Below are 19046 nucleotides of genomic sequence, written 5' to 3' on the forward strand. Positions count from 1 at the left end.
CCCTGCGGCGCAGGCCGCGCGCTGGCCCGGAGGCCCCATGACGGAAACCCTGTCGAGCGACATCCCCATCGACATCGAGGCCGCGGTGGCTCGGTCCCTGCGCCGGGCCTGCGACGCGGAGCTGACGCTCGCCACGGCCGAAAGCTGCACGGGCGGGCTCCTCGCGTCGCTGCTGACGGACGTGGAGGGCTGCTCGCACGCCTTCGAACGGGGGTTCGTCGTCTACACCGAGGCGGCCAAGACCGAGCTTCTCGGCGTGCCACCGGAGATGCTGGAGGCGCACACGGCGGTCTCCGAGCCGGTCGCCCGTGCCATGGCCGAGGGGGCGCTGGCGCAGTCGCGGGCCGACATCGTGCTTGCCGTAACCGGCTACGCCGGGCCGACGGAGGAGGGCGAGGAAGGCCTCGTGCATTTCGCCTGCGCCCGGCGCGGTCGCGCTACCATCCACTGCGAGGCGCATTATGGTGCGGTCGGGCGCGGCGCCGTGCGGATCGAATGCCTTCGCACCGCCCTGGAAATGATCGAGGAGAGGCTGGATTGAACGACCGCACGGGACCCGAGCACTTCTTGGCCCTGCACCGGCATGGCTTCGTCCGGGTCGCGACCAGCACGCCGCGCGTGCGTCCTGCCGACGTGGGGTTCAACCGCGACGCCATCCTGACGGAAGCGCGGCGGGCGCACGAGGCGGGTGTCGATCTGGTGGTCTTTCCAGAGCTCTGCGTCTCGTCCTACGCCATCGACGACCTGCATATGCAGGCGGCGCTGCTGGACGCGGTGGAGGGGGCGGTCGCGGTCCTCGTCGAGGCGAGCCGCGAGTTGTCGCCCGTCCTGCTGATCGGCGCGGCGCTGCGGCACGAGGGGCGGCTCTACAATTGCGCGGTCGTGGTGGCACGCGGGGCGATCCTGGGGGTTGTGCCGAAGTCCTTCCTGCCCAACTACCGCGAATACTACGAGAAACGGTGGTTCGCGCATGGCCGCGACGTGCGGGGGCAGGCGATCCGCGTCGCAGGCCGCGAGGTGCCGTTCGGCGTGGACCTCCTCTTCGAAGCGGCAGACCTGCCGGGCTTCGTCCTGCACGTGGAGATCTGCGAGGACTACTGGGCGACGATCCCGCCCTCGTCCGAAGCCGCGCTGGCGGGGGCCACGATCCTCGCCAACCTGTCGGCCTCCAACATCGTCATCGGCAAGGCCGACGACCGGCACCTCCTCTGCCGGTCCCAGTCGATGCGGGCGCTCGCCGCCTACGCCTACTCCGCCGCCGGGCCGGGAGAGAGCACGACCGACCTCGCCTGGGACGGGCAGGGGGCGATCTACGAGCTGGGCGACCTGGTGGCCGAGTCCGAGAGGTTCCCGCTGGAACCCACGCTCTGCCTCGCCGACATCGACACGCAACGCATCCTGAACGAACGGCTGCGGACCGGCACCTATGCGGATTCCGCCGAGAGGGCGCGGCGGAGCGGGCCGGGCTTCCGCCGCGTCGCTTTCGAGCATCGGCCGCATTTCCGCGACGTGGGGCTGATCCGGCCTGTCCGGCGCTTTCCCTACGTTCCCAACCGCGAGAGCCATCTCGACCTCGACTGCTACGAGGCCTTCAACATCCAGGTCGAGGGCCTGCGCCGCCGCTTCGAGGCGACGAGCGGCACGACCATGGTCATCGGCGTGTCGGGCGGGCTCGACTCGACCCACGCGCTGATCGTCGCGGCCAAGGTCTGCGACCGGCTGGGACTGCCGCGCTCCACGATCCTCGGCTTCACCATGCCGGGCTTCGCGACTGGCGAGGCGACCAAGGGCAACGCCTGGAGGCTGATGCGCGCGCTGGGCGTCACGGCCGCCGAGATCGACATCCGGCCCGCCGCCCGGCAGATGCTGGAGGACATGGGCCATCCCTTCGCGACGGGCGAGCCCGCCTACGACATCACCTTCGAGAACGTGCAGGCGGGGTTGCGGACCGACTACCTGTTCCGCCTCGCCAACCAGCGGAATGGCTTCGTCATCGGCACCGGCGACCTGTCCGAGCTGGCGCTGGGCTGGTGCACCTACGGCGTCGGCGACCAGATGAGCCATTACGCCGTCAACTCGGGCGTGCCCAAGACGCTGATCCAGTATCTCATCCGCTGGGCGGTGCGGTCGAACCAGTTCGACCCCGAGACGGACGCCGTGCTGGAGGCGATCCTGGGCACCACCATCTCGCCCGAGCTGATCCCCGCCGACGACGAGAGGGGAATGCAGAGCACCGAGGACAAGATCGGCCCCTACGAGCTGCACGACTTCTTCCTGTTCCACGTCATGCGCTACGGCCTGCCGCCGTCGAAGGTGGCGTTCCTGTGCTGGCACGCGTGGCGCGACGCGGGCGCGGGCCGCTGGCCGCACGGGTTCCCCGAAGAGGCCAAGCGGCAATACGACCTCACCACCATCCGCAGGTGGATGGAATCCTTCCTCTGGCGCTTCTTCACCACCAGCCAGTTCAAACGGTCGGCGCTGCCCAATGGTCCCAAGGTCTCGGCGGGTGGGTCTCTCTCACCCCGGGGCGACTGGCGCGCGCCCTCGGATTCTGTCGCGACGGTCTGGCTAGAGGAGCTACGCCGCTCCGTGCCGGAGACCTGAACGGTGGCCGAGGATGACCTCCCCGAAGACAGCAAGCTCACTCGGACCAAGCGGCTCTGGGCCGAGGCGGGCAAGTTCCTCACCGGCCGGGCCGCCCGGCCCGAGCAGGAGCGCCTGCCGCCCGGCCAGCACCTCGTCCGCGACTGGCCGGTGCTGGACCTGGGGCAGCACCCGAACGTGCCGCTCGCGACGTGGCGGCTCGACGTGGTGGGATTGGTCGAAATGCCCCTGTCGTTGGACTGGGCGCAGTTCCAAGCGCTGCCGCAGACGGAGCTTCGGACCGACATCCACTGCGTCACCACCTGGTCGCGCTACGACAACGACTGGCGGGGCGTGCGGGTGCGCGACCTGCTCGACGTGGCGCGGCCCGTGGAAGCGGCGCGGTTCGTCCTGCTCCACGCCTCCGACGGCTATACGACCAACCTCCCCTTGGAGGACTTCGCCGCCCCCGACGCCATCCTCGCGACCCACTGGCAGGGCCAGCCGCTGACGCGCGAGCATGGCGGGCCGATGCGGGCCGTGGTGCCGCACCTCTACTTCTGGAAGAGCGCCAAGTGGCTGTCGCGCATCGAGCTGATCGGCGCCGACCGCGCCGGCTTCTGGGAGCGCAACGGCTATCACATGTATGGCGACCCCTGGCGCGAGCAGCGCTACAGCGAGGATTGACCCCTAGCGGGGCGCGCGCAGGGTGTCGCCCCGCTCCAGAGTGGGGGTGAGCTCGATCCGCTCTCCGCCGGGCAGGGACGGATCGGCGTTCCGCGCGGCGACGATGGCGGCAGCGCGGCGGCCGATCTCGCGGCGGCAGGCGTCCATGGTGGCGAGCCGCCGGGGCAGTCCGTCCAGCAGCTCGATCCGGTTGAACCCCGCCAGACCGATCCGCTCGGGGATTGCGACGCCCTGCTCCAAAAGCCAGAGCAGGCCGCCCGCGCCGATCATATCATTGGAATAATACAAAAAGTCGAGATCCGGGCTCCGCGCCAGGATCGCCTGCGTCATCTCGCGGCCCTTGAGCAGCGCCGACCCGCCTTCGTAGAACTCCTGATCCTCGATGTGCAGCCCCGCCTCCCCGAGCCGGGCGCGGAACCCCTCCATCCGCTTCCGCGCGCGGAAATCGAGCGGCATCTTGGTCCCCAGCACCCCGATCCGCCGGTAGCCCAAAGCCAGGATCGCCTCGGCCATCTCGCGGCCCGCGCGGGCGTGGGAGATGCCGACGGCGGCGTCGATCGCCTCGCCGTCCACGTCCATGATCTCCACGACCGGCACGCCTGCCCGCTCCAGCATGGCGCGCGAGGCGGCGGAATGCTCCAGCCCCGCCACGATCACGCCCGAGGGGCGCCAGGACAGCATCTCGAAGAGAACCTTCTCCTCCCGCTCGGGCAGGTAGTCGGTGACGCCCACGACCGGCTGGAGCCCGGTGTCGCCCAGCTCCTCCGAGATGCCGCGCAGCACCTCGGGAAAGACCATGTTGGCGAAGCTGGGGATCACCACCGCCACCAGATTGACGCGGCTGGAGGCCAGCGCCCCGGCGATGCGGTTGGGGACGTAGCCCAGCCGGCTCGCCGCTTCGCGGACGCGGGCGCGGGTGGCCTCGCTCACGTCGCCCATGCCGCGGAGCACGCGGCTCACCGTCATCTCGGATACGCCCGAGGCTTCGGACACGTCGCGCAGCGTGAGCGGGCGCTTGGGGCTCTTGGACAATGGGACGGCTCCGAACGGGATCGTTCCTTCCTTATGCCGCGCCCACCCGTGATGTCCAACCCCGGCCATGGCCGTTGACCCGGAGCCCCCGGGCGGGCATGACGGCGGCGGGGCCCCGTAGCTCAGGGGATAGAGCGGCCGCCTCCTAAGCGGCAGGTCGATGGTTCGAATCCATCCGGGGTCACCACCATTCCTTGTGGGACATCAGCCGCGCGGTCCTCCGCGTCGAAGGGCCAAGCGGACCGGGGGTGTCTGCGTCCGACCGTTCCACGTGCCGCACCTCGAAGCGGAGGCATGCCGCCTTGCCCCGAGGCGTCCACGCCTCTAGCCTCGGCCTGGCGCGTCCTTGCAAGGGGAAAGGGGCAGCCATGTCGCAGCACATCGTTCCCGCGCCCGCCGAGGCCGGGCTCCCGCCCGAGGAGGCAGGCGAGGCCCGGATCCACCAGATTCTCGACGGAACCCTGGCCTTCGCCGCGCGGCTCACGGCCGAAGGGCGGCTTCGGGACGTGAGCCGGAACGCCCTGGAGGCGGGAGGGGTCGCGCGCGCCGAGGTGCTGGGCCTGCCCTTCTGGGACACCCCCTGGTGGTCCCACGATCCCGCCGAGCAGGCGCGGCTCCGAACCGCCATCGACGACGCGCGCGCGGGCCGGATCTCGCGCTACGACGCGGTGGTGCGGATCCAGGGCGACGGGCGGCTGCACATCGCCTTCCAACTCGCGCCCCTCACCGACCGGCAGGGGCGGGTGACGGAGTTGCTGGCCTCGGCCTTCGACGTGACCGACCGGGTGCGGGCGCAGAGGCGGCTGGAGGACACGGTCCACGAGATGGGCCACCGCATCAAGAACCTGCTCGCGACGGTGCGCGCCATGGCGACCATGACCCGGCGCTCGTCCGGGCCCGAGGCGGCCTTCGGCGACTTCCTCGCGCGGCTCGACGCCCTGGTGGCCGCCCACGACGCCCTGAACGAGAGCGTCTCGGCCGAAGGGTTCTTCGGCCAGATCGTCCGGCGGCTGATGTCGCCCTATCTCGACGGGCCCGAGCCGCGCATCCGGGTGGCCGGCCCTCGGCTCCGGCTCGCGCGGGACCCGGCCAAGATGCTGGGGCTCTGCATCTACGAGCTGGCGACCAACGCCATGAAGCATGGCGCGCTGTCGGAGCCTGGCGGGCGCGTCGCCATCGGGCTGAGCGCGCCGGGCGCCGACGGCGCCGTGTCCTTCACCTGGGAGGAGAGCGGCGGCCCCGCCGCCCTGCCGCCCGGACGCAAGGGCTACGGCACCGACTTCGTGACCCTGTCGCTCCAAGCCGTGTTCGGCGGCGTCGTCCGGCGCGACTATGGCCCCGAAGGTCTTCGGATCGCCGTGGAGGGGCCGGCGCCCGGCCTCTTCCTGCCGCCCGGGGATGACGAGGCCTGTTAATCTTGCGTTAAGATCGTTCGGGACTCGGGCGATACCGGACGATAATCGAAGGACGACGCCCACGACCGGGCGACGTCCGGGAGACCCATGTGAATCCGATCCGCGCCGCCACCCTCGACCAGATGACGGAATTCGCCCTGGAGGGGCTGCTGGCCGGCGATGGACGGCGGAAAATCCTCCTGGTGCGCGAGATGGCCGAGCGATGGCCCTCCGAATCCGCCCTGGCCATCGCCTTCGCCGTGGCGTCGGCCGCCGAATCCATCAGGGATGCCAGCGCGGACGGCGATCCCGGACCGGCTGTGCCGATGGGCCATCGCCTCGCCGCGCTGGTGGCGGCGGATGTCCACGCGCTCCAGGGGATGGGGCTCGTGCCGTCGCAGGCGCGGGATCTCCTGCATTTCTGGCGACGGGTCGATCCGCTGTTCCTGCGGCCGACCTGAGCCTCAGACCATGCGGATCGCCGACTTGTCCACGGCCAGCGTGTAGCCTTTGCGGGCGATGTTCCGCACCAGCAGCTCGCTCACCATCTGGTTGCCCAGCGTGTCGCGCAATCGCTTGATCCGCGTCGCCCCCGCCGCCTCGTCGCATTGCGACGGGTCGCGGCCCGAGATCACCCCTTCGATCTGCGCCCCCGACAGCACCTCGTCATCCATCCGCGCCTCGGCCAGCACGGCCAGCGTCTCGATGGCGGCGTCGGTCAGCTTGAATTCGAAGTTGTTGAGATAGACGGTGTTCGCCTCGCGCGAGATGAGGAGCGAGTTCACCTCGATCCCCTTCCGCTCGATCTGGCCCATGCGGCGGTTCAGCGCCACCAGCATCACGAGGAAGGCCATCGCCGCGATCATCATGGCGGTGGCGAAGATCAGCAGCACGAAGATGATCGTGCGATAAGAGGTCAGCACCTCGCCGAAGATGGTGCCCGACCGGGCCAGCACCTCAAGGAGCCGCAGATCGCGCTGGGCGGTGAAGTCCACCTCCACGAACAGCCGTTCCACCCGCGCGTTGAAGGCGTTGGCGTCGGGCAGGTTGACGAACAGCAGGACGGCCGCCCCCAGCAGGATCGCCACGATGGCAGCGACGCCCCAGGCCACCGCGCGGCTGCCCCAAAGGCGCGCCACGCCGGAGGTGACCTCAGTAGCGGAGGAAGTATTCGCCAGCGCTTTCACGTCTCTGCTCCAGGCCTGCCTCGCCAAAGGTAGAGATCACCTCGAGGAGTTGCCAGTCGTCGGCGGCGAGGCGCGGCCGAAGCTCCCGTTCCGCCTCGCGGGGGGAGCAGTCGCCGCGGATCTCGGCCACGCCGTATTGCAGCTCCAGGGGGTTGTCCCGCGAGGCTTTGTAGTCGGCGAAGCAGGGCTCCTGCGCCCGGGCGGAGCAGGCAAGCGCCAAGGCCGCCAAAAGCGTGAGGGCAGGGACCTTCATGGCGGAAACCTGCTCGAACCGGGTCTGCTATTCAATAACCCGGTCCTAAACTCCCTGTCGCCGACCGCCTTGGGGCTGGGGATTAGGCCGGGACATTGAATGACGGGAGCGGGAGGCCGAGGTGGGGATCGTGGCCCAGCCGCGCCTCCTGCGGGGCCGGCCATGGCGGAGGCCCCCACATGGGGTCGCCCGTCCCTTCCGGCGCGAACCCGTCGCCCCAGTCGGCGCGCGTCGGATCGAGGAGGGGGGCCCACCACGGGTCCCCCTTCGCTTCCCTCGTCGAATCGGCGCGACGTGCGTCCCCAGCGCGCGGGCGTCGACGGCCGGGAGGAGCCTTCCCCTCGGGGCTCCTCCCGGCCGGTCCTTCCGCCGCTTGCCGCGGACGGGCCGGGGCGGTCAGATGGGGCCATGCGAATCGATCCCGACTTTCAGCACGAGGAGGCGCTCCGGGCGCGCGGCTGCCTCCGCGTCGCCGGGATCGACGAGGTCGGGCGCGGCCCCCTCGCCGGGCCGGTGGTCGCGGCGGCGGTGATCCTCGACCCCGCGCGCATCCCGCCCGGCCTGCACGACAGCAAGCAGATGACCCCCCGCACGCGGGAAAGGGCGGCGCTGGCCATCCGCGATTCGGCCTGGGTCGGCATCGGCGAGGCGTCGGTGGAGGAGATCGAGGCACACAACATCCTGCGGGCCACGCACCTTGCCATGTGCCGCGCGCTCCGGGACCTGGGCCGCCCCGTGGACCATGCGCTGGTGGACGGCCGGCAGGTCCCTCCGAATCTCGGATGCCCCGCCACGGGCCTCGTGCGGGGGGACTCCCGCTCCTTGTCCATCGCCGCCGCATCCATCGTCGCCAAGGTGTGGCGCGACGGGATCATGCGGGCGCTGGCGCAACAGCATCCCGGCTACGGCTGGGAGACCAACATGGGATATGGATCGAAAAGCCACATGGCGGCGCTGCAGGCGCTGGGGCCGACCCCATGGCATAGGCGCACCTTCGCCCCGGTCCACAAGGTCTTGTGGCAAGCGGAAAAGGTAAGTTCCTGATCACATTTTCAGCGTGACAGTCCGCCGCGCTGCCCACAACTTATCCCCAGACAGAGCGGGACAACCCGCCGGTTCATGAGGCAGTGAATGGCAGAAACGGCAGTGGCAGGGCGCCTGAGTGGCGCTCTGAACAGGATCCTTGCGGGCGATTGCATCGAGACGATGCGGCGCCTCCCGGACTCGAGCGTGGACCTTGTCTTCGCCGATCCCCCCTACAACCTCCAGCTCAAGGGGGACTTGCACCGGCCCGACAACAGCCGCGTGAATGGCGTGGACGACGCCTGGGACCGCTTCGGCAGCTTCGGCGACTACGACCGCTTCACCCGGGACTGGCTGCGCGAGGCGCGGCGCGTGCTCAAGCCGCATGGCGCGATCTGGGTGATCGGCTCCTACCACAACATCTTCCGCCTGGGGGCCGAGCTTCAGAACCAGGGCTACTGGATCCTGAACGACGTGGTCTGGCGCAAGTCGAACCCCATGCCGAACTTCCGGGGCAAGCGCCTGACCAACGCCCACGAGACGCTGATCTGGGCCTCCAAGGCCGAGGCATCGAAATACACCTTCAACTACGACGCCCTGAAGGCGCTCAACGAAGGCGTGCAGATGCGGTCGGACTGGGTGCTGCCGATCTGCACCGGGCACGAGCGGCTGAAGGGTGACGACGGGGCCAAGGCGCATCCGACCCAGAAGCCCGAATCGCTCCTGCACCGGGTGATCCTCGCCACCACCAACCCGGGTGACGTGATCCTCGACCCCTTCTTCGGCACCGGCACCACGGGCGCGGTCGCCAAGCGCCTCGGCCGCGACTTCATCGGGATCGAGCGGGAGGAGTCCTACCGCAAGGCCGCCGAGGCGCGCATCAGCCAGATCCGCCGCCTCGACAGCGCCGCGCTGGAGACGACTTCCTCCAAGAAGGCCGAGCCGCGCGTCGCCTTCGGCGTGCTGGTGGAGCGGGGGATGCTCCGTCCGGGCGAGGAGCTGTGGTCCCTGGGCGGCCGCCACAAGGCCAAGGTCCGCGCCGATGGCACGCTGGTCGGGCAGGATGTGAAGGGCTCGATCCATCAGGTCGGAGCCCACCTCGAAGGGGCGCCCTCCTGCAATGGCTGGACCTACTGGCATTTCAAGCGGGATGGTGGCTATGTGCCCATCGACGTCCTGCGCCAGCAGGTTCGCGCCGAGATGGTCCAGCACCACTAGGCCCCGAGATTCGGCCCACCCCACGCCGGGGTGGGCCACGTTGTCCGCCGGAGCCGGCGAGCGCCCTCATGCGCCCGGCTCCCACCTGAGGCCCTGCCGTTGGCTCGCTACCCGGCAGGGCCCTTTTTCCTTATCGCCCCGGTGTGGCTTTCGATCAACGCTGGCGGAAGCATTTCGGTTTCCTGGGCCGGGACAGATGGTTCCCCGTCCGCGATCAATGGCGAGGTCCGGGCCACATCCAGCACCCGCCGCATGGCCGTCGGCAGGTCGCCGGCCCGGAACGCCTCCACGGCGACGAATGTCCCCCGCGCGGGCTCCGCGTCCAGAGGCAGCCGCGCCACCAGTACCCGCAGCGCCAGCCCGAAATGGCTGAACCCGTGCCGCGCCTCCCCGTTCAGCACCACCCAGTCGCCGGGCACCGGCGGCGGGGCCTCCTCCTCGCCCCGGTCCCAGGCCGAGCCGGGCCAGCCCAGCATCCCTCCGAGCATCCGGTCCTCGCCCCGCGTCTCCAGCAGCCAGGCCCCGTCCTCGCGCCGCCCGACATAGGCCACGCCGCGCCGCTGGGGCACGGCCTTCCTGGGCGGCTTCACCGGCCGCTCCGCCTGCACCCCCCGTGCGCGGGCCAGGCAGGGCTCGCGCCAGGGACAGATGCCGCAGGCGGGGGAACGTGGCGTGCAGATCGTGGATCCCAGGTCCATGACCGCCTGCGCGTAATCACCGGGCCGGTCGGCGGGGGTGAGGGCGTCGGTCCTCTCGCGGATCTCGGCGCGGGCGGCAGGCAGGGGGGTGGCGATGTCGAAGACGCGGGCCATCACCCGCTCAATGTTGCCGTCCACCACCGCCGCCCGCTCGCCGAAGGCGATCGCCGCCACCGCCGCCGCCGTGTAGGGGCCGACTCCGGGCAGGGCCAGCAGCCCCGCCTCGGTTCGGGGGAAGCCGCCGCGCGCCGCCACCGTCCGCGCGCAGGCCAGGAGGTTCCGGGCGCGGGCGTAGTAGCCGAGGCCCGCCCATTCGGCCATGACCTCGGCGTCCGGGGCCGCCGCCAGCGCCTCGACCGTCGGCCAGCGCGCCGTGAACCGTTCGTAGTAGCCCTTCACCGCCGCCACCGTGGTCTGCTGGAGCATGACCTCGGACAGCCACACGCGATACGGGTCCGGCGTGGCGTCCGACCCCGGCGGCACCCGCCAGGGCAGGCGGCGGGCGTGGCGGTCGTACCAGTCGAGAAGGTCGGTCGTTGGGGTCTCGGGCATTCTCTGGGTCCGGGGTCTGTCGCGGCGGGTCCCGATCGACTATCATCGATGGGGTCACAGGAAAGATCATGTCGTGAGCCGCCACGGTCGTTTCACCCCCGCCGCCGACCTTCTCCGCCAAAAGATCCGCGAGCTGGGCGAGGCACGGGGATTCTCCACCACCCGGCTCCTGACCCACTGGCCCGAGATCGTGGGCGAGTCCGTCGCCGCCATCGCCCGCCCGCTGGAGGTGCGCCACTCGCGCGGCAAGAAGCCCGAGGAGGGCGCGACGCTGACCATTCTCGCGCTCGGCGCCGCCGCGCTGCGGCTGGAGATGGAGAAGGAGCGCCTGCGCGAGCGGGTGAACGCCTGCTACGGCTACAACGCGATCACGAAGATCCGAATCAAGCAGGCGGGGCCTGAGTCCTTCGTCTCCGACGAACCTCCGGCCCCCGTCCGGCCCTCCCCCGTGCCCCAAGGCACGATCCAGCCTCTTGCCAATGGCGTGAGCGACTCGGAATTGAGGCTTGCGCTCGCGGCGCTCGCCGCCAATGTCCTGTCGAGGTCCCGGCCCTGACGGGACGCCCCCATCCTGAGGCCTGACCATGCTGAGACCCGCTCTGACCGCCGCCCTGACCGCCGCCCTCATCCTTGGCGGCGCGGGCCTCGCGACCACCGCCTCGGCCCAGGCCACGGGCGACGCCGCGACCGCCACGGAGACGGCTCCGGTCACCATCCCCGACATGGCCCAGGGCGCCGAGGACGCGCCGGTGACCATCGTCGAATACGGTTCCTTCACCTGCCCGCACTGCGCCGACTTCCACGCCGACCAGTACCAGCAGCTCAAGCGCGACTACATCGACACCGGCAAGGTGCGCTTCGTCTTCCGCGAGGTCTACTTCGACCGTTTCGGGCTCTGGGCCTCGATGATCGCCCGCTGCGGCGGCGAGATGCGGTTCTTCGGCATCAGCGACCTCCTGTATGACCAGCAGCGCGATTGGATCGGCGACCAGCAGCCGCAGACCATCGCCGACAACCTCCGTCGCCTGGGCCTCTCCGCCGGCCTCGACGAGGCGACGCTCGACGCCTGCCTCAAGGACGAGGCGACGGCCGAGGCGCTGGTCGCCTGGTATCAGGAGAACGCCGCGCGTGACGGGATCGAGTCCACGCCGACCTTCCTCATCAACGGCGAGAAGCACTCGAACATGGCCTATGACGACCTGAAGGCCATCGTGGACGCGGAGATCGCCGAAGCCGCGCAGTGACGACCCAAGGTCCCCCGCTCGCGGGCCTGCGCGTCCTCGAACTCGCCCGCATCCTGGCCGGTCCCTGGGCCGGCCAGCTCCTCGCCGATCTGGGCGCGACCGTGGTGAAGGTGGAATCCCCCGAGGGCGACGACACCCGCCGCTGGGGGCCGCCCTTCATCGACCGCGACGGCGAGAGCGCGGCGGCCTACTTCCACGCTTGCAACCGGGGCAAGCGATCGGTCGTGGCCGACTTCGCGACCGAGGAGGGGCGGGCCATCGTCCGACGCCTCGCGACCGAGGCGGACGTGGTGATCGAGAACTTCAAGCTCGGCGGCCTCGACCGCTTTGGGCTGGGCTACGAGAAGTTGACAGCTGTCAACTCTCGCCTCGTGTGGTGCTCGATCACCGGCTTCGGGCAGGACGGGCCTTACGCCCATCGGGCGGGCTACGACTATATCGTGCAGGGGATGTCGGGTCTCATGTCCATCACCGGCGAGCCCGACCGCGAGCCGCAGAAGGTCGGCGTCGCCGTCACCGACATCCTCACCGGAGTCTATGCGACGACGGCGATCCTGGCGGCGATCCACCAAAGGGCCACGACCGGCAAGGGCCAGCGGATCGACATGGCGCTCCTCGATGTGGCGACGGCGGTCACGGCGAACCAGGCGATGAACTACCTCGCCAGCGGCGTGGCCCCCCGGCGGATGGGGAACGCGCATCCCAACATCGTGCCCTATCAGGTCTTCGCCTGCGCCGACGGCCACGCCATCGTCGCCGTGGGCAACGACGCGCAGTTCCGGCGGCTTTGCGCCCTGCTCGGGCTGGAGGCGCTCGGGACGCATCCCGACTACGCGACCAACCCCCATCGGCTCGCGCATCGCGACGCGCTGGTGCCGGTCCTCCAGGAAGCCGTGCTGCGCCTGACGCGCGACGATCTCCTCGCGGCCTGCGAGGCGCAGGGCGTTCCCGCCGGGCCGATCAACGACATGGCCGACGTCTTCGCCGACCCGCAGGTGGTGGCGCGGCGGCTGCGGATCGAGCCGGGCGGCGTGCCCGGCGTCCGCTCGCCCATCGTGTTGTCCGATGCGCCCCTGTCGCTCGACCGGCCCTCGCCCCGGCTGGGCGAGCATCAGGGCGACCTGTCCGATCCCTGGGCCTGAAGCCCCAGCCGGTCCAGCGCCGCGTCGATCGGCCCCCAGTCCTCCAGCTCCAGCCGCACCGGCAGCGTCAGCACCCGCGCCCGCAGGGCCGGAGGCAGGCGGGCCGCGTCCTTCTCGGTCGTCACGAGCTGCGCCCCCAGCCGCGCGGCGTCCGCGAGGAGCCGCTGCGCCAGCGCCGGGCCGAGCGGCTGGTGGTCGTCGAAGGCGCGCGTGGCGACCAGCTCGGCCCCGAGGCCCCGGAGCGTGGCGAAGAACCGCTCCGGCTGGCCGATCCCCGCGAAGGCCACGGCGCGCAGCCCCGCCCAGGGCATCCCGGTCGGCAGGGGCCGCAGCTCGCCCCGCAGGAGCGGGAGGCCGCTCAGCGCCGGACCCCATCGGCGCACGAAATCGTCCTGCGCGGCGGCGTCGCCGATGGCGAGGACGGCATCGGCCCGCGACAGGCCCGCCGCCACCCCCTCGCGCAGCGGCCCGGCCGGGATCGGCCGCCCGTTGCCCCAGCCGCGCGCGGCGTCCACCACGACCAGCGACAGGTCCTTGGCCACGCCCGGGTTCTGGAACCCGTCGTCGAGCAGCACGGCCCCGGCCCCCGCCGCCTCGGCGGCGCGGACCCCGGCGGCGCGGTCCTTGGCCACCCAGACCGGCGCGAAGGCCGACAGGAGCAGCGGCTCGTCCCCGACCTCCCCGGCCCCATGCCCCGGCCCCACCCGCACCGGCCCGGCGAGCCGCCCGCCATGGCCGCGCGAGACGACGTGCACCGCCACGCCACGCCCCGAGAGTCGCATCGCCAACGCCATCGTCGTCGGCGTCTTGCCCGAGCCGCCCGCGTCGAGGTTGCCCACGCAGATCACCGGCCCACTCGACCGATGGGGGACGCCGCGCGCCAGCCGCCGCGCCGTCGCCCCGGCATAGAGCGCGCCCAGTGGCGCCAGCAGGCGGGCCGGCCAGCCGCCGCGCGGGTCATACCACCAGGGCGGCGCGCGCATCAGGCCCCGGCCGGGGCGGCGAGGCGGGGCGTGGGGGCGGCACGCCCGGGCTGTCGGGCGCGGGCCAGGGTCTCGCGGATCAGGTCGGCCACGCGGTTCGCGACCTCGGCCCCCTGCGTCGCCACGTCCCAGCCCGCATGGGCCATCGCCGCCACCCGGTCGGGGGCGAGCAGCCCCTCGACCGCGCGGCCCAGCTCGACCCCGTTGCGGACCACCCGCGCCGCCCCCGCCGTGTCGAGCCGCTCCCAGGACTCGCCATGGGGCGCGGTCTCGGGGCCATGGAGCAGCGCCGCGCCCAGGGCCGCCGCCTCGAAGGGCGCGCGCCCGCCCGGGCCGCCGGGCAGGGTGCCACCCAGGTAGGCCAGGGGCGCCAGCCGCAGCCAAAGCCCCATCTCGGCCGGCCCGTCGGCCAGGAAGACCTGCGTCGCCTCCTCCGGCTCCTCGCCCTCGGCCCGGTCGGCCACCCGCAGCCCCGCCTCGGCCAGGGCCCGGCCCAGGGCCTCGGCTTCCTCGGACAGGCGGGGGGCCAGGATCAGCAGGAGGCGGTGCGCGCTGCGGCTGGCGAGGCGATAGGCGGCGATCACCGCCGGAAGCTCGGCCAGCGGCAGGTCGCCCGCCAGCCACACGGGCCGCGCGCCGATGGTCTGGGCGAGATCGCGCCGCTCCCTCTCGTTGCAGGGGAGGACCGGGGCGGGGGCGTCCAGGGGGCCCGCCAGCTCGATCCGCTCGCCGGGAAGGCCGGCGCGGGCCAGCCGCTCGGCCGCGGTATCGCCCGACACCAGCGCCCGGTCGAACAGCGGGGCCACCCCGCGCGCCAGCCCCGGCCAGCCCGCGCCGGACGCCAGAAGGCGTGGCTGCGGCGCGCCATCCACCAGGAGGCGAGGCCCACTCATCCGCGCGATCAGCCCCGGCCGCAGGCTCCCCCCGGCCCAGAGCAGCAGGTCGGGCCGCCAATGGTCGAGGAAGGCCTTCGCCGTCCCGCCCCGCTCGGGCGGCGCGGGCCGCAGGATCGCGGCACCGGAGGACGCGGGCATCTCGATGCCCGGTGGGATCGTCGCCAGCACCGCCATCTCGGGCTCCAGCCGCTCGGCCAGGGCGAGGAGGGCGGGCAGGCGGGCCGCCTCCTCGGTATGAATCCAGAGCAGCGGCCCCTCGGGACGCTCGGGCTCGGCCTCGGGGCGGCCGCCGGCGGCCAGGGCCGACAGGGCGAGGTAGGCGCCCAGGGCGAGGGACCCGCTCATCGCTCCCGGCTCAGCTCCCCAGCTCCTCGGTCGGGGAGGTGGCGGTCTCCTCGTCCCGGAGGCGGTGGATATGGGCGATGTAGTAGCGCATGTGGGCGTTGTCCACGGTGCGCTGCGCCTCGGCCTTCCAGGCCTGGTGGGCGGAGGCGTAGTCGGGGAACATCCCCACGAGGTGGATCTTGTCCACGTCGCGGAACACGTTCTTCGTGGGATCGACGAGCTCGCCTCCGAAGACGAGGTGCAGGCGCTGGGTCATGGGCGTTCCTTCTGCGGGCGCGCCGCACCCTAACCCCCTCGCTCCTACCGTCAAGTTAACGCCGATCAGGCCCCCGCGAGAGTCATGCCCTCGACCAGCAGCGACGGGACCACCCGCGTCAGGTGCGCCCGCGCGTCGTTCGCCGGCACGATCCGGCGCAGCATGTCGCGCAGGTTGCCGGCAACCGTGCATTCGTTGACGGGATAGGCGATCTCCCCGCCCTCGACCCAGAAGCCCGAGGCCCCGCGCGAGTAGTCGCCGGTGTTCGGGTTGATGGTCGAGCCGATCAGCGAGGTCACGAGGAGCCCCGTCCCCATCCCGCGCAGCAGATCCTCGCGCGTGGCCTCGCCCGGCGTGAGGGCGACCGAGGTGACCGAGGGGCTGGGCGTGCCGCCGGGGCTGCGGACGGCGTTGGCGGTGCTGTCCAGCCCCAGGCGGCGGGCCGAGGCGAGGTCGAGGGTCCAGGTCAGGAGCCGCCCGTCCTCCACGATGGCCCGCGCCCGCGTCGGCAGCCCCTCGGCGTCCCAGAGACGGGAGGAGAACACGCGCGGGCGGTGCGGGTCCTCCAGGAGCGACAGGCCGTCGGGCAGGACCGGCTGCCCCAGCGCGTCGCGCAGGAACGAGGAGCCGCGCGCGACGGAGGCGCCGTTGATGGCCGAGAGCAGGTGCCCGATCAGCGAGGAGGCGACCCGTTCGTCGTAGAGGATCGGGAAGGTGCCGGTCCGGGGCTTGCGCGACCCCTCGCGAGCGGCCGCGCGCATCCCGGCGGTGCGGCCGATCTCCTCGGGGCTCCGCAGGTCGGCGAAGGCCACCCGCGAGTCCCAGTCGTAGTCCCGCTCCATCCCCGTGCCGGTGCCGCTGATCGCGCCGCAGGAGATGCCGTGCTCGCTCCGGGCGTAGCCGCCGGCGAAGCCGTTGGTGCCGGCGAGAAAGATCTCCTGCCGCGACCAGCCGGCCGAGGCCGAGACGGTCTGCGTCACGCCGGGGACGGCCAGCGCCGCCGCCTCGGCCGCGCGGGCGCGGGCCTCCAGGGCGGCGGGCTCGGGGTCGTCCGAGGGGTCCTCCAGCTCCAGCCGGGCCATGTCGCGGTCGCCCGCCAGCTGCGACGGGTCGGCGAGGCCGGCGGCGGGGTCCTCGGGCGCCTCGCGGGCCATGGCGACGGCACGCTCGGCCATCGCCGCGAAGGTGGCGTCGCGGCGGTCGGAGGAGGAGACCACCGCCTGCCGCCGGCCGATCAGGACGCGCAGGCCGAGGTCGATGCCCTCGGCGCGCTGCGCCTCCTCCAGCCGGCCCCCGCGCACGTCCACCGAGACCTGCGTGCCCTGCACCACCAGCGCGTCCGCCGCCTCGGCCCCGGCCTTGCGGGCCTCGTCGAGAAGGCGGGCGGTGAGGTCCTGAAGCGATGCCATGGCGCGTCCCCTGCTGCTCCCGCCCGAACTAGGCGGAGCGGCGGGGCGGGGCAAGCGCGATCCCGGGGCAGTCACTGGAGCCGCTGGCCGTTGGCGAGGAGCTGGCCGTCGGGCGTGGCCTCGATCCGGGTGACGAGCTGGTCCGGGCCCACGCTGCGGGCGAGCATCCCCAGCATCATGCGGGGGCCCATCACCTGGTCCGCCGGCAGGAGGCCCAGCGCCACCAGGTCGTCGAGGAGGCCGTTCACGCCGTTCAGTCGCAGGTCCAGAGTCCCTGTCGGGCGGGGGAAGCCCGGGAAGGTGGTCAGGTCCGCGTTGTCGAAGGTGAAGTCGCCCGTGCCGGTGACCCGCGCGCCGCCGAAGGACAGGTCCAGGTCGTTCAGCGTGGCCGATTCGACCTGCGCGGGCATCTCGGCGGCCTCCACCGCCTCGGCCTGGGACGGGTCCATCAGGTCGAAGAGCATCGTCGCCGTGCCGGTCAGGTCCACCTTCAGCGTCGCCAGGTCGCGGGGCAGGAGGCCCTGGGGATCGAAGAGGCCCCACGCCTCTTCGTTGAGCGCGAGGTCGGCGAGGTTCAGGCCCAGCGCCCAGGGGGCGGGGGTCGAGGTCCGGGACAGCGGCATCTCGAAGTTGAAGCCGTATTGCGCCAGCGTCGCCTGGACCGGGATCGGCAGGGCGGCGCCCGTCACGTCGAGGGCGACGCCGGTGGCCTGGCCGCTGTAGGCCACGGCGTCCTTGTCGGCGCGGACCGACATCCGGCCGGAGCGGGTGGTGAGGCTGCCGCTGGTCGGGCCCGAGGCGTCGGTCGATTCGAGGATGTAGCGGCCGGGGCCGGTGGCGTAGCCGCCCTCGATGGCGAAGCCGTCCATCATGACCCGTTCGGGGTCGGCCACGTCGAGCGGCATCGTCACGCGGGCCTGCGTCGTCACGGCGTCCACCTGGCCCGAGAGCATCACCTGCGAGCCGTCCTCGGGGCTGGGGATGTCCATCAGCAGGTCCAGGCTGGCGGCGCGGAGGTCGTAGACCACCTCGCGCAGCGCGGCGGTGGTCGAGGTGTAGGTGCCCGACAGGTCGTTGAGGGCGAGGAGCCCCTCGGCCGCGACCGCGACGCCGTCCCGGGTCAGGCGGTCGAGCTCGAGCGCGTAGCGGGCGGCGGCGAGGTCGTAGGCCAGCGCGCCGGGGGCGCCCGAGACGGTCATCGTCAGGCCGGTCTGGCGCAGGGCCAGCGCGATCTCGGAGGCGGGGGAGCCCGTCGCGGCGTCGGCGGGGGTGGTGACGAGGAGGGGATACTCCTCGGACATGGTGACGGCCACGGTGCCGTCGCCGTTGTCGGTGAACACCAGTTCCGCCAGGGTGCCGGTGACGGTGGTCCCGTCCTCGGCGGTGGAGGCGAAGCCGATGTCGGTCACGGTCAGCGCGTCGCCCGACCGGGATTCGCCGCCGATGGTCACGGCGCCTTCGCCGACGACGCCGAGCTGCGCCTTCCAGTCGTCCCAGACCTGCTGGGCCGTCACGTCGGCGAGCGCGGGCCCGGACAGGGCCGCGAGGAGGACGGTGGCCGAAACGGCCGGGGCGAGGCGGAACGCGATCATCCAAGGGCTCCCTGTCGAATTGTTGTGGCATCCCTCGCCCGTCGGGGGGCGAAGGGTCAAGGTCGGGTTTTCCGTCCCCCGGCCCGAGGCGGGACGGAGGCGGTGGGTCGTCGTTGGGACGGACCCTAGCCGAGCTTCGTTAACATCCCATGAAAATCCGGCGGGGGACCGGTAAAATTGATGGAAGCTGGTCGTGATCGGCTCGCGCAGGGGTTGCGCGCGGTCCGGACCTGAGCAGGTTCGGACTTGATCCCGTCAAGTCCGGACCTGATCCGGCCTTGTCCGGACCTGATCCTAGCGCCGCCCGCGCCCCTTGGGCACGCGCGAGAGGAAGTGCGGCGGGCGCCGGACCACCCAGTCCACGAAGCGCGACAGGCGGGGGTGGGCGCGCAGGGCCTCGGGGGTGGCGTAGTCGCGCGCCAGCTCCGCCTCGCTCAGCGTCGCGTGGATCTCCTTGTGGCAGAGGTGGTGGAGGAGGACGGTGGGGCCGCCCTTGCCGCCCTTGAGCTTGGGGACGAGGTGATGGAGGCTTTTCGGCGCGTCCGCCGGGAT

At 72.1% G+C, this 19046-nt stretch carries 20 protein-coding genes and 1 tRNA gene; 11 read left to right on the forward strand and 10 right to left on the reverse strand.

The window, feature by feature from the left end; genetic code table 11:
- The first annotated feature begins 37 nt into the window (after positions 1 to 37).
- Genes J2Z33_RS05470 through J2Z33_RS05480 form a run of 3 tightly spaced genes read left to right on the forward strand, consistent with a single transcriptional unit; the run spans position 38 to position 3270 of the window.
- Complete coding sequence (locus tag J2Z33_RS05470) at positions 38 to 541, forward strand: CinA family protein (RefSeq protein WP_209838677.1); 504 nt, start codon at positions 38 to 40, stop codon at positions 539 to 541.
- A complete protein-coding gene (locus J2Z33_RS05475) occupies positions 538 to 2604 on the forward strand; it encodes an NAD(+) synthase (RefSeq protein WP_245218575.1) in 2067 nt (688 codons plus the stop codon). Before J2Z33_RS05470 ends, J2Z33_RS05475 begins: the two co-directional genes overlap by 4 nt.
- A gap of 3 nt (positions 2605 to 2607) precedes the next feature.
- A complete protein-coding gene (locus tag J2Z33_RS05480) occupies positions 2608 to 3270 on the forward strand; it encodes a sulfite oxidase-like oxidoreductase (RefSeq protein ID WP_209838682.1) in 663 nt (220 codons plus the stop codon).
- A gap of 3 nt (positions 3271 to 3273) precedes the next feature.
- On the opposite strand, the gene J2Z33_RS05485 is transcribed toward J2Z33_RS05480, so the two are convergent.
- A complete protein-coding gene (locus tag J2Z33_RS05485) occupies positions 3274 to 4302 on the reverse strand; it encodes a LacI family DNA-binding transcriptional regulator (protein WP_209838683.1) in 1029 nt (342 codons plus the stop codon).
- 111 nt (positions 4303 to 4413) lie between these two features.
- Here J2Z33_RS05485 and J2Z33_RS05490 point away from each other — a divergent pair.
- The 3 genes from J2Z33_RS05490 (at position 4414) to J2Z33_RS05500 (ending at position 6157) form a co-directional block, all read left to right on the forward strand.
- A tRNA-Arg gene (locus J2Z33_RS05490) sits at positions 4414 to 4489 on the forward strand.
- A gap of 181 nt (positions 4490 to 4670) precedes the next feature.
- The gene (locus J2Z33_RS05495; protein WP_209838685.1) at positions 4671 to 5717 is read left to right on the forward strand and encodes a sensor histidine kinase; all 1047 of its coding nucleotides are present in this window, start codon (positions 4671 to 4673) and stop codon (positions 5715 to 5717) included.
- A gap of 89 nt (positions 5718 to 5806) precedes the next feature.
- Positions 5807 to 6157 (forward strand): hypothetical protein, encoded by a 351-nt coding sequence (locus J2Z33_RS05500; protein WP_209838687.1) that lies wholly within the window; start codon positions 5807 to 5809, stop codon positions 6155 to 6157.
- Positions 6158 to 6160: 3 nt separating this feature from the next.
- On the opposite strand, the gene J2Z33_RS05505 is transcribed toward J2Z33_RS05500, so the two are convergent.
- Both J2Z33_RS05505 and J2Z33_RS05510 read right to left on the reverse strand, forming a co-directional pair.
- Positions 6161 to 6808, reverse strand: a complete 648-nt coding sequence (locus J2Z33_RS05505; RefSeq protein ID WP_209838799.1) for a winged helix-turn-helix domain-containing protein — start codon at positions 6806 to 6808, stop codon at positions 6161 to 6163.
- A gap of 40 nt (positions 6809 to 6848) precedes the next feature.
- Positions 6849 to 7136 (reverse strand): hypothetical protein, encoded by a 288-nt coding sequence (locus J2Z33_RS05510; protein WP_209838689.1) that lies wholly within the window; start codon positions 7134 to 7136, stop codon positions 6849 to 6851.
- A gap of 408 nt (positions 7137 to 7544) precedes the next feature.
- On the opposite strand from J2Z33_RS05510, the gene J2Z33_RS05515 reads away from it, so the two are divergent.
- On the forward strand, positions 7545 to 8180 hold the full coding sequence (locus tag J2Z33_RS05515) for a ribonuclease HII (protein WP_209838691.1): 636 nt from the start codon (positions 7545 to 7547) through the stop codon (positions 8178 to 8180).
- A gap of 87 nt (positions 8181 to 8267) precedes the next feature.
- Entirely contained in the window at positions 8268 to 9377 is a 1110-nt protein-coding gene (locus J2Z33_RS05520) for a site-specific DNA-methyltransferase (RefSeq protein ID WP_209838693.1), read from the forward strand.
- 107 nt (positions 9378 to 9484) lie between these two features.
- On the opposite strand, the gene J2Z33_RS05525 is transcribed toward J2Z33_RS05520, so the two are convergent.
- Entirely contained in the window at positions 9485 to 10627 is a 1143-nt protein-coding gene (locus J2Z33_RS05525; protein WP_209838695.1) for an A/G-specific adenine glycosylase, read from the reverse strand.
- Between the two features lie 73 nt (positions 10628 to 10700).
- On the opposite strand from J2Z33_RS05525, the gene J2Z33_RS05530 reads away from it, so the two are divergent.
- Genes J2Z33_RS05530 through J2Z33_RS05540 form a run of 3 tightly spaced genes read left to right on the forward strand, consistent with a single transcriptional unit; the run spans position 10701 to position 13013 of the window.
- Entirely contained in the window at positions 10701 to 11183 is a 483-nt protein-coding gene (locus J2Z33_RS05530; protein ID WP_209838697.1) for a DUF721 domain-containing protein, read from the forward strand.
- A 28-nt stretch (positions 11184 to 11211) separates the two neighbouring features.
- Positions 11212 to 11871, forward strand: a complete 660-nt coding sequence (locus tag J2Z33_RS05535) for a DsbA family protein (RefSeq protein WP_209838699.1) — start codon at positions 11212 to 11214, stop codon at positions 11869 to 11871.
- Positions 11868 to 13013: a CaiB/BaiF CoA transferase family protein gene (locus tag J2Z33_RS05540; protein ID WP_209838700.1), complete on the forward strand. Its 1146-nt coding sequence runs from the start codon at positions 11868 to 11870 to the stop codon at positions 13011 to 13013. Before J2Z33_RS05535 ends, J2Z33_RS05540 begins: the two co-directional genes overlap by 4 nt.
- On the opposite strand, the gene lpxK is transcribed toward J2Z33_RS05540, so the two are convergent.
- From lpxK to J2Z33_RS05570, 6 genes are all read right to left on the reverse strand, one after another.
- A complete protein-coding gene (gene lpxK, locus J2Z33_RS05545) occupies positions 12983 to 13996 on the reverse strand; it encodes a tetraacyldisaccharide 4'-kinase (protein WP_209838702.1) in 1014 nt (337 codons plus the stop codon). The genes J2Z33_RS05540 and lpxK overlap by 31 nt on opposite strands.
- Positions 13996 to 15237 carry a 3-deoxy-D-manno-octulosonic acid transferase gene (locus J2Z33_RS05550; RefSeq protein ID WP_209838704.1) on the reverse strand — a complete coding sequence of 414 codons (1242 nt, stop codon included), beginning with the start codon at positions 15235 to 15237 and terminating at the stop codon, positions 13996 to 13998. Before J2Z33_RS05550 ends, lpxK begins: the two co-directional genes overlap by 1 nt.
- Before the next feature lie 10 nt (positions 15238 to 15247).
- The gene (locus J2Z33_RS05555) at positions 15248 to 15493 is read right to left on the reverse strand and encodes a DUF4170 domain-containing protein (RefSeq protein WP_209838706.1); all 246 of its coding nucleotides are present in this window, start codon (positions 15491 to 15493) and stop codon (positions 15248 to 15250) included.
- Positions 15494 to 15558: 65 nt separating this feature from the next.
- Complete coding sequence (locus tag J2Z33_RS05560) at positions 15559 to 16902, reverse strand: TldD/PmbA family protein (protein ID WP_209838708.1); 1344 nt, start codon at positions 16900 to 16902, stop codon at positions 15559 to 15561.
- A gap of 71 nt (positions 16903 to 16973) precedes the next feature.
- The gene (locus tag J2Z33_RS05565; protein WP_209838710.1) at positions 16974 to 18494 is read right to left on the reverse strand and encodes a DUF2125 domain-containing protein; all 1521 of its coding nucleotides are present in this window, start codon (positions 18492 to 18494) and stop codon (positions 16974 to 16976) included.
- A 294-nt stretch (positions 18495 to 18788) separates the two neighbouring features.
- Positions 18789 to 19046 (reverse strand): HNH endonuclease, encoded by a 258-nt coding sequence (locus J2Z33_RS05570; protein WP_209838801.1) that lies wholly within the window; start codon positions 19044 to 19046, stop codon positions 18789 to 18791.

The organism is Rubellimicrobium aerolatum (assembly GCF_017872975.1).
In the GTDB taxonomy this organism is placed as follows: domain Bacteria; phylum Pseudomonadota; class Alphaproteobacteria; order Rhodobacterales; family Rhodobacteraceae; genus Rubellimicrobium; species Rubellimicrobium aerolatum.

What these genes read in the sequence shown, in the direction of transcription:
- J2Z33_RS05470 (WP_209838677.1), top strand. Translation starts at nt 38, where the DNA reads ATGACGGAAACCCTGTCGAGCGACATCCCCATCGACATCGAGGCCGCG.
- J2Z33_RS05495 (WP_209838685.1), top strand. Translation starts at nt 4,671, where the DNA reads ATGTCGCAGCACATCGTTCCCGCGCCCGCCGAGGCCGGGCTCCCGCCC.
- J2Z33_RS05510 (WP_209838689.1), bottom strand. Translation starts at nt 7,136, where the DNA reads ATGAAGGTCCCTGCCCTCACGCTTTTGGCGGCCTTGGCGCTTGCCTGC.
- J2Z33_RS05515 (WP_209838691.1), top strand. Translation starts at nt 7,545, where the DNA reads ATGCGAATCGATCCCGACTTTCAGCACGAGGAGGCGCTCCGGGCGCGC.
- J2Z33_RS05520 (WP_209838693.1), top strand. Translation starts at nt 8,268, where the DNA reads ATGGCAGAAACGGCAGTGGCAGGGCGCCTGAGTGGCGCTCTGAACAGG.
- J2Z33_RS05525 (WP_209838695.1), bottom strand. Translation starts at nt 10,627, where the DNA reads ATGCCCGAGACCCCAACGACCGACCTTCTCGACTGGTACGACCGCCAC.
- J2Z33_RS05535 (WP_209838699.1), top strand. Translation starts at nt 11,212, where the DNA reads ATGCTGAGACCCGCTCTGACCGCCGCCCTGACCGCCGCCCTCATCCTT.
- lpxK (WP_209838702.1), bottom strand. Translation starts at nt 13,996, where the DNA reads ATGCGCGCGCCGCCCTGGTGGTATGACCCGCGCGGCGGCTGGCCGGCC.
- J2Z33_RS05550 (WP_209838704.1), bottom strand. Translation starts at nt 15,237, where the DNA reads ATGAGCGGGTCCCTCGCCCTGGGCGCCTACCTCGCCCTGTCGGCCCTG.
- J2Z33_RS05555 (WP_209838706.1), bottom strand. Translation starts at nt 15,493, where the DNA reads ATGACCCAGCGCCTGCACCTCGTCTTCGGAGGCGAGCTCGTCGATCCC.
- J2Z33_RS05560 (WP_209838708.1), bottom strand. Translation starts at nt 16,902, where the DNA reads ATGGCATCGCTTCAGGACCTCACCGCCCGCCTTCTCGACGAGGCCCGC.
- J2Z33_RS05565 (WP_209838710.1), bottom strand. Translation starts at nt 18,494, where the DNA reads ATGATCGCGTTCCGCCTCGCCCCGGCCGTTTCGGCCACCGTCCTCCTC.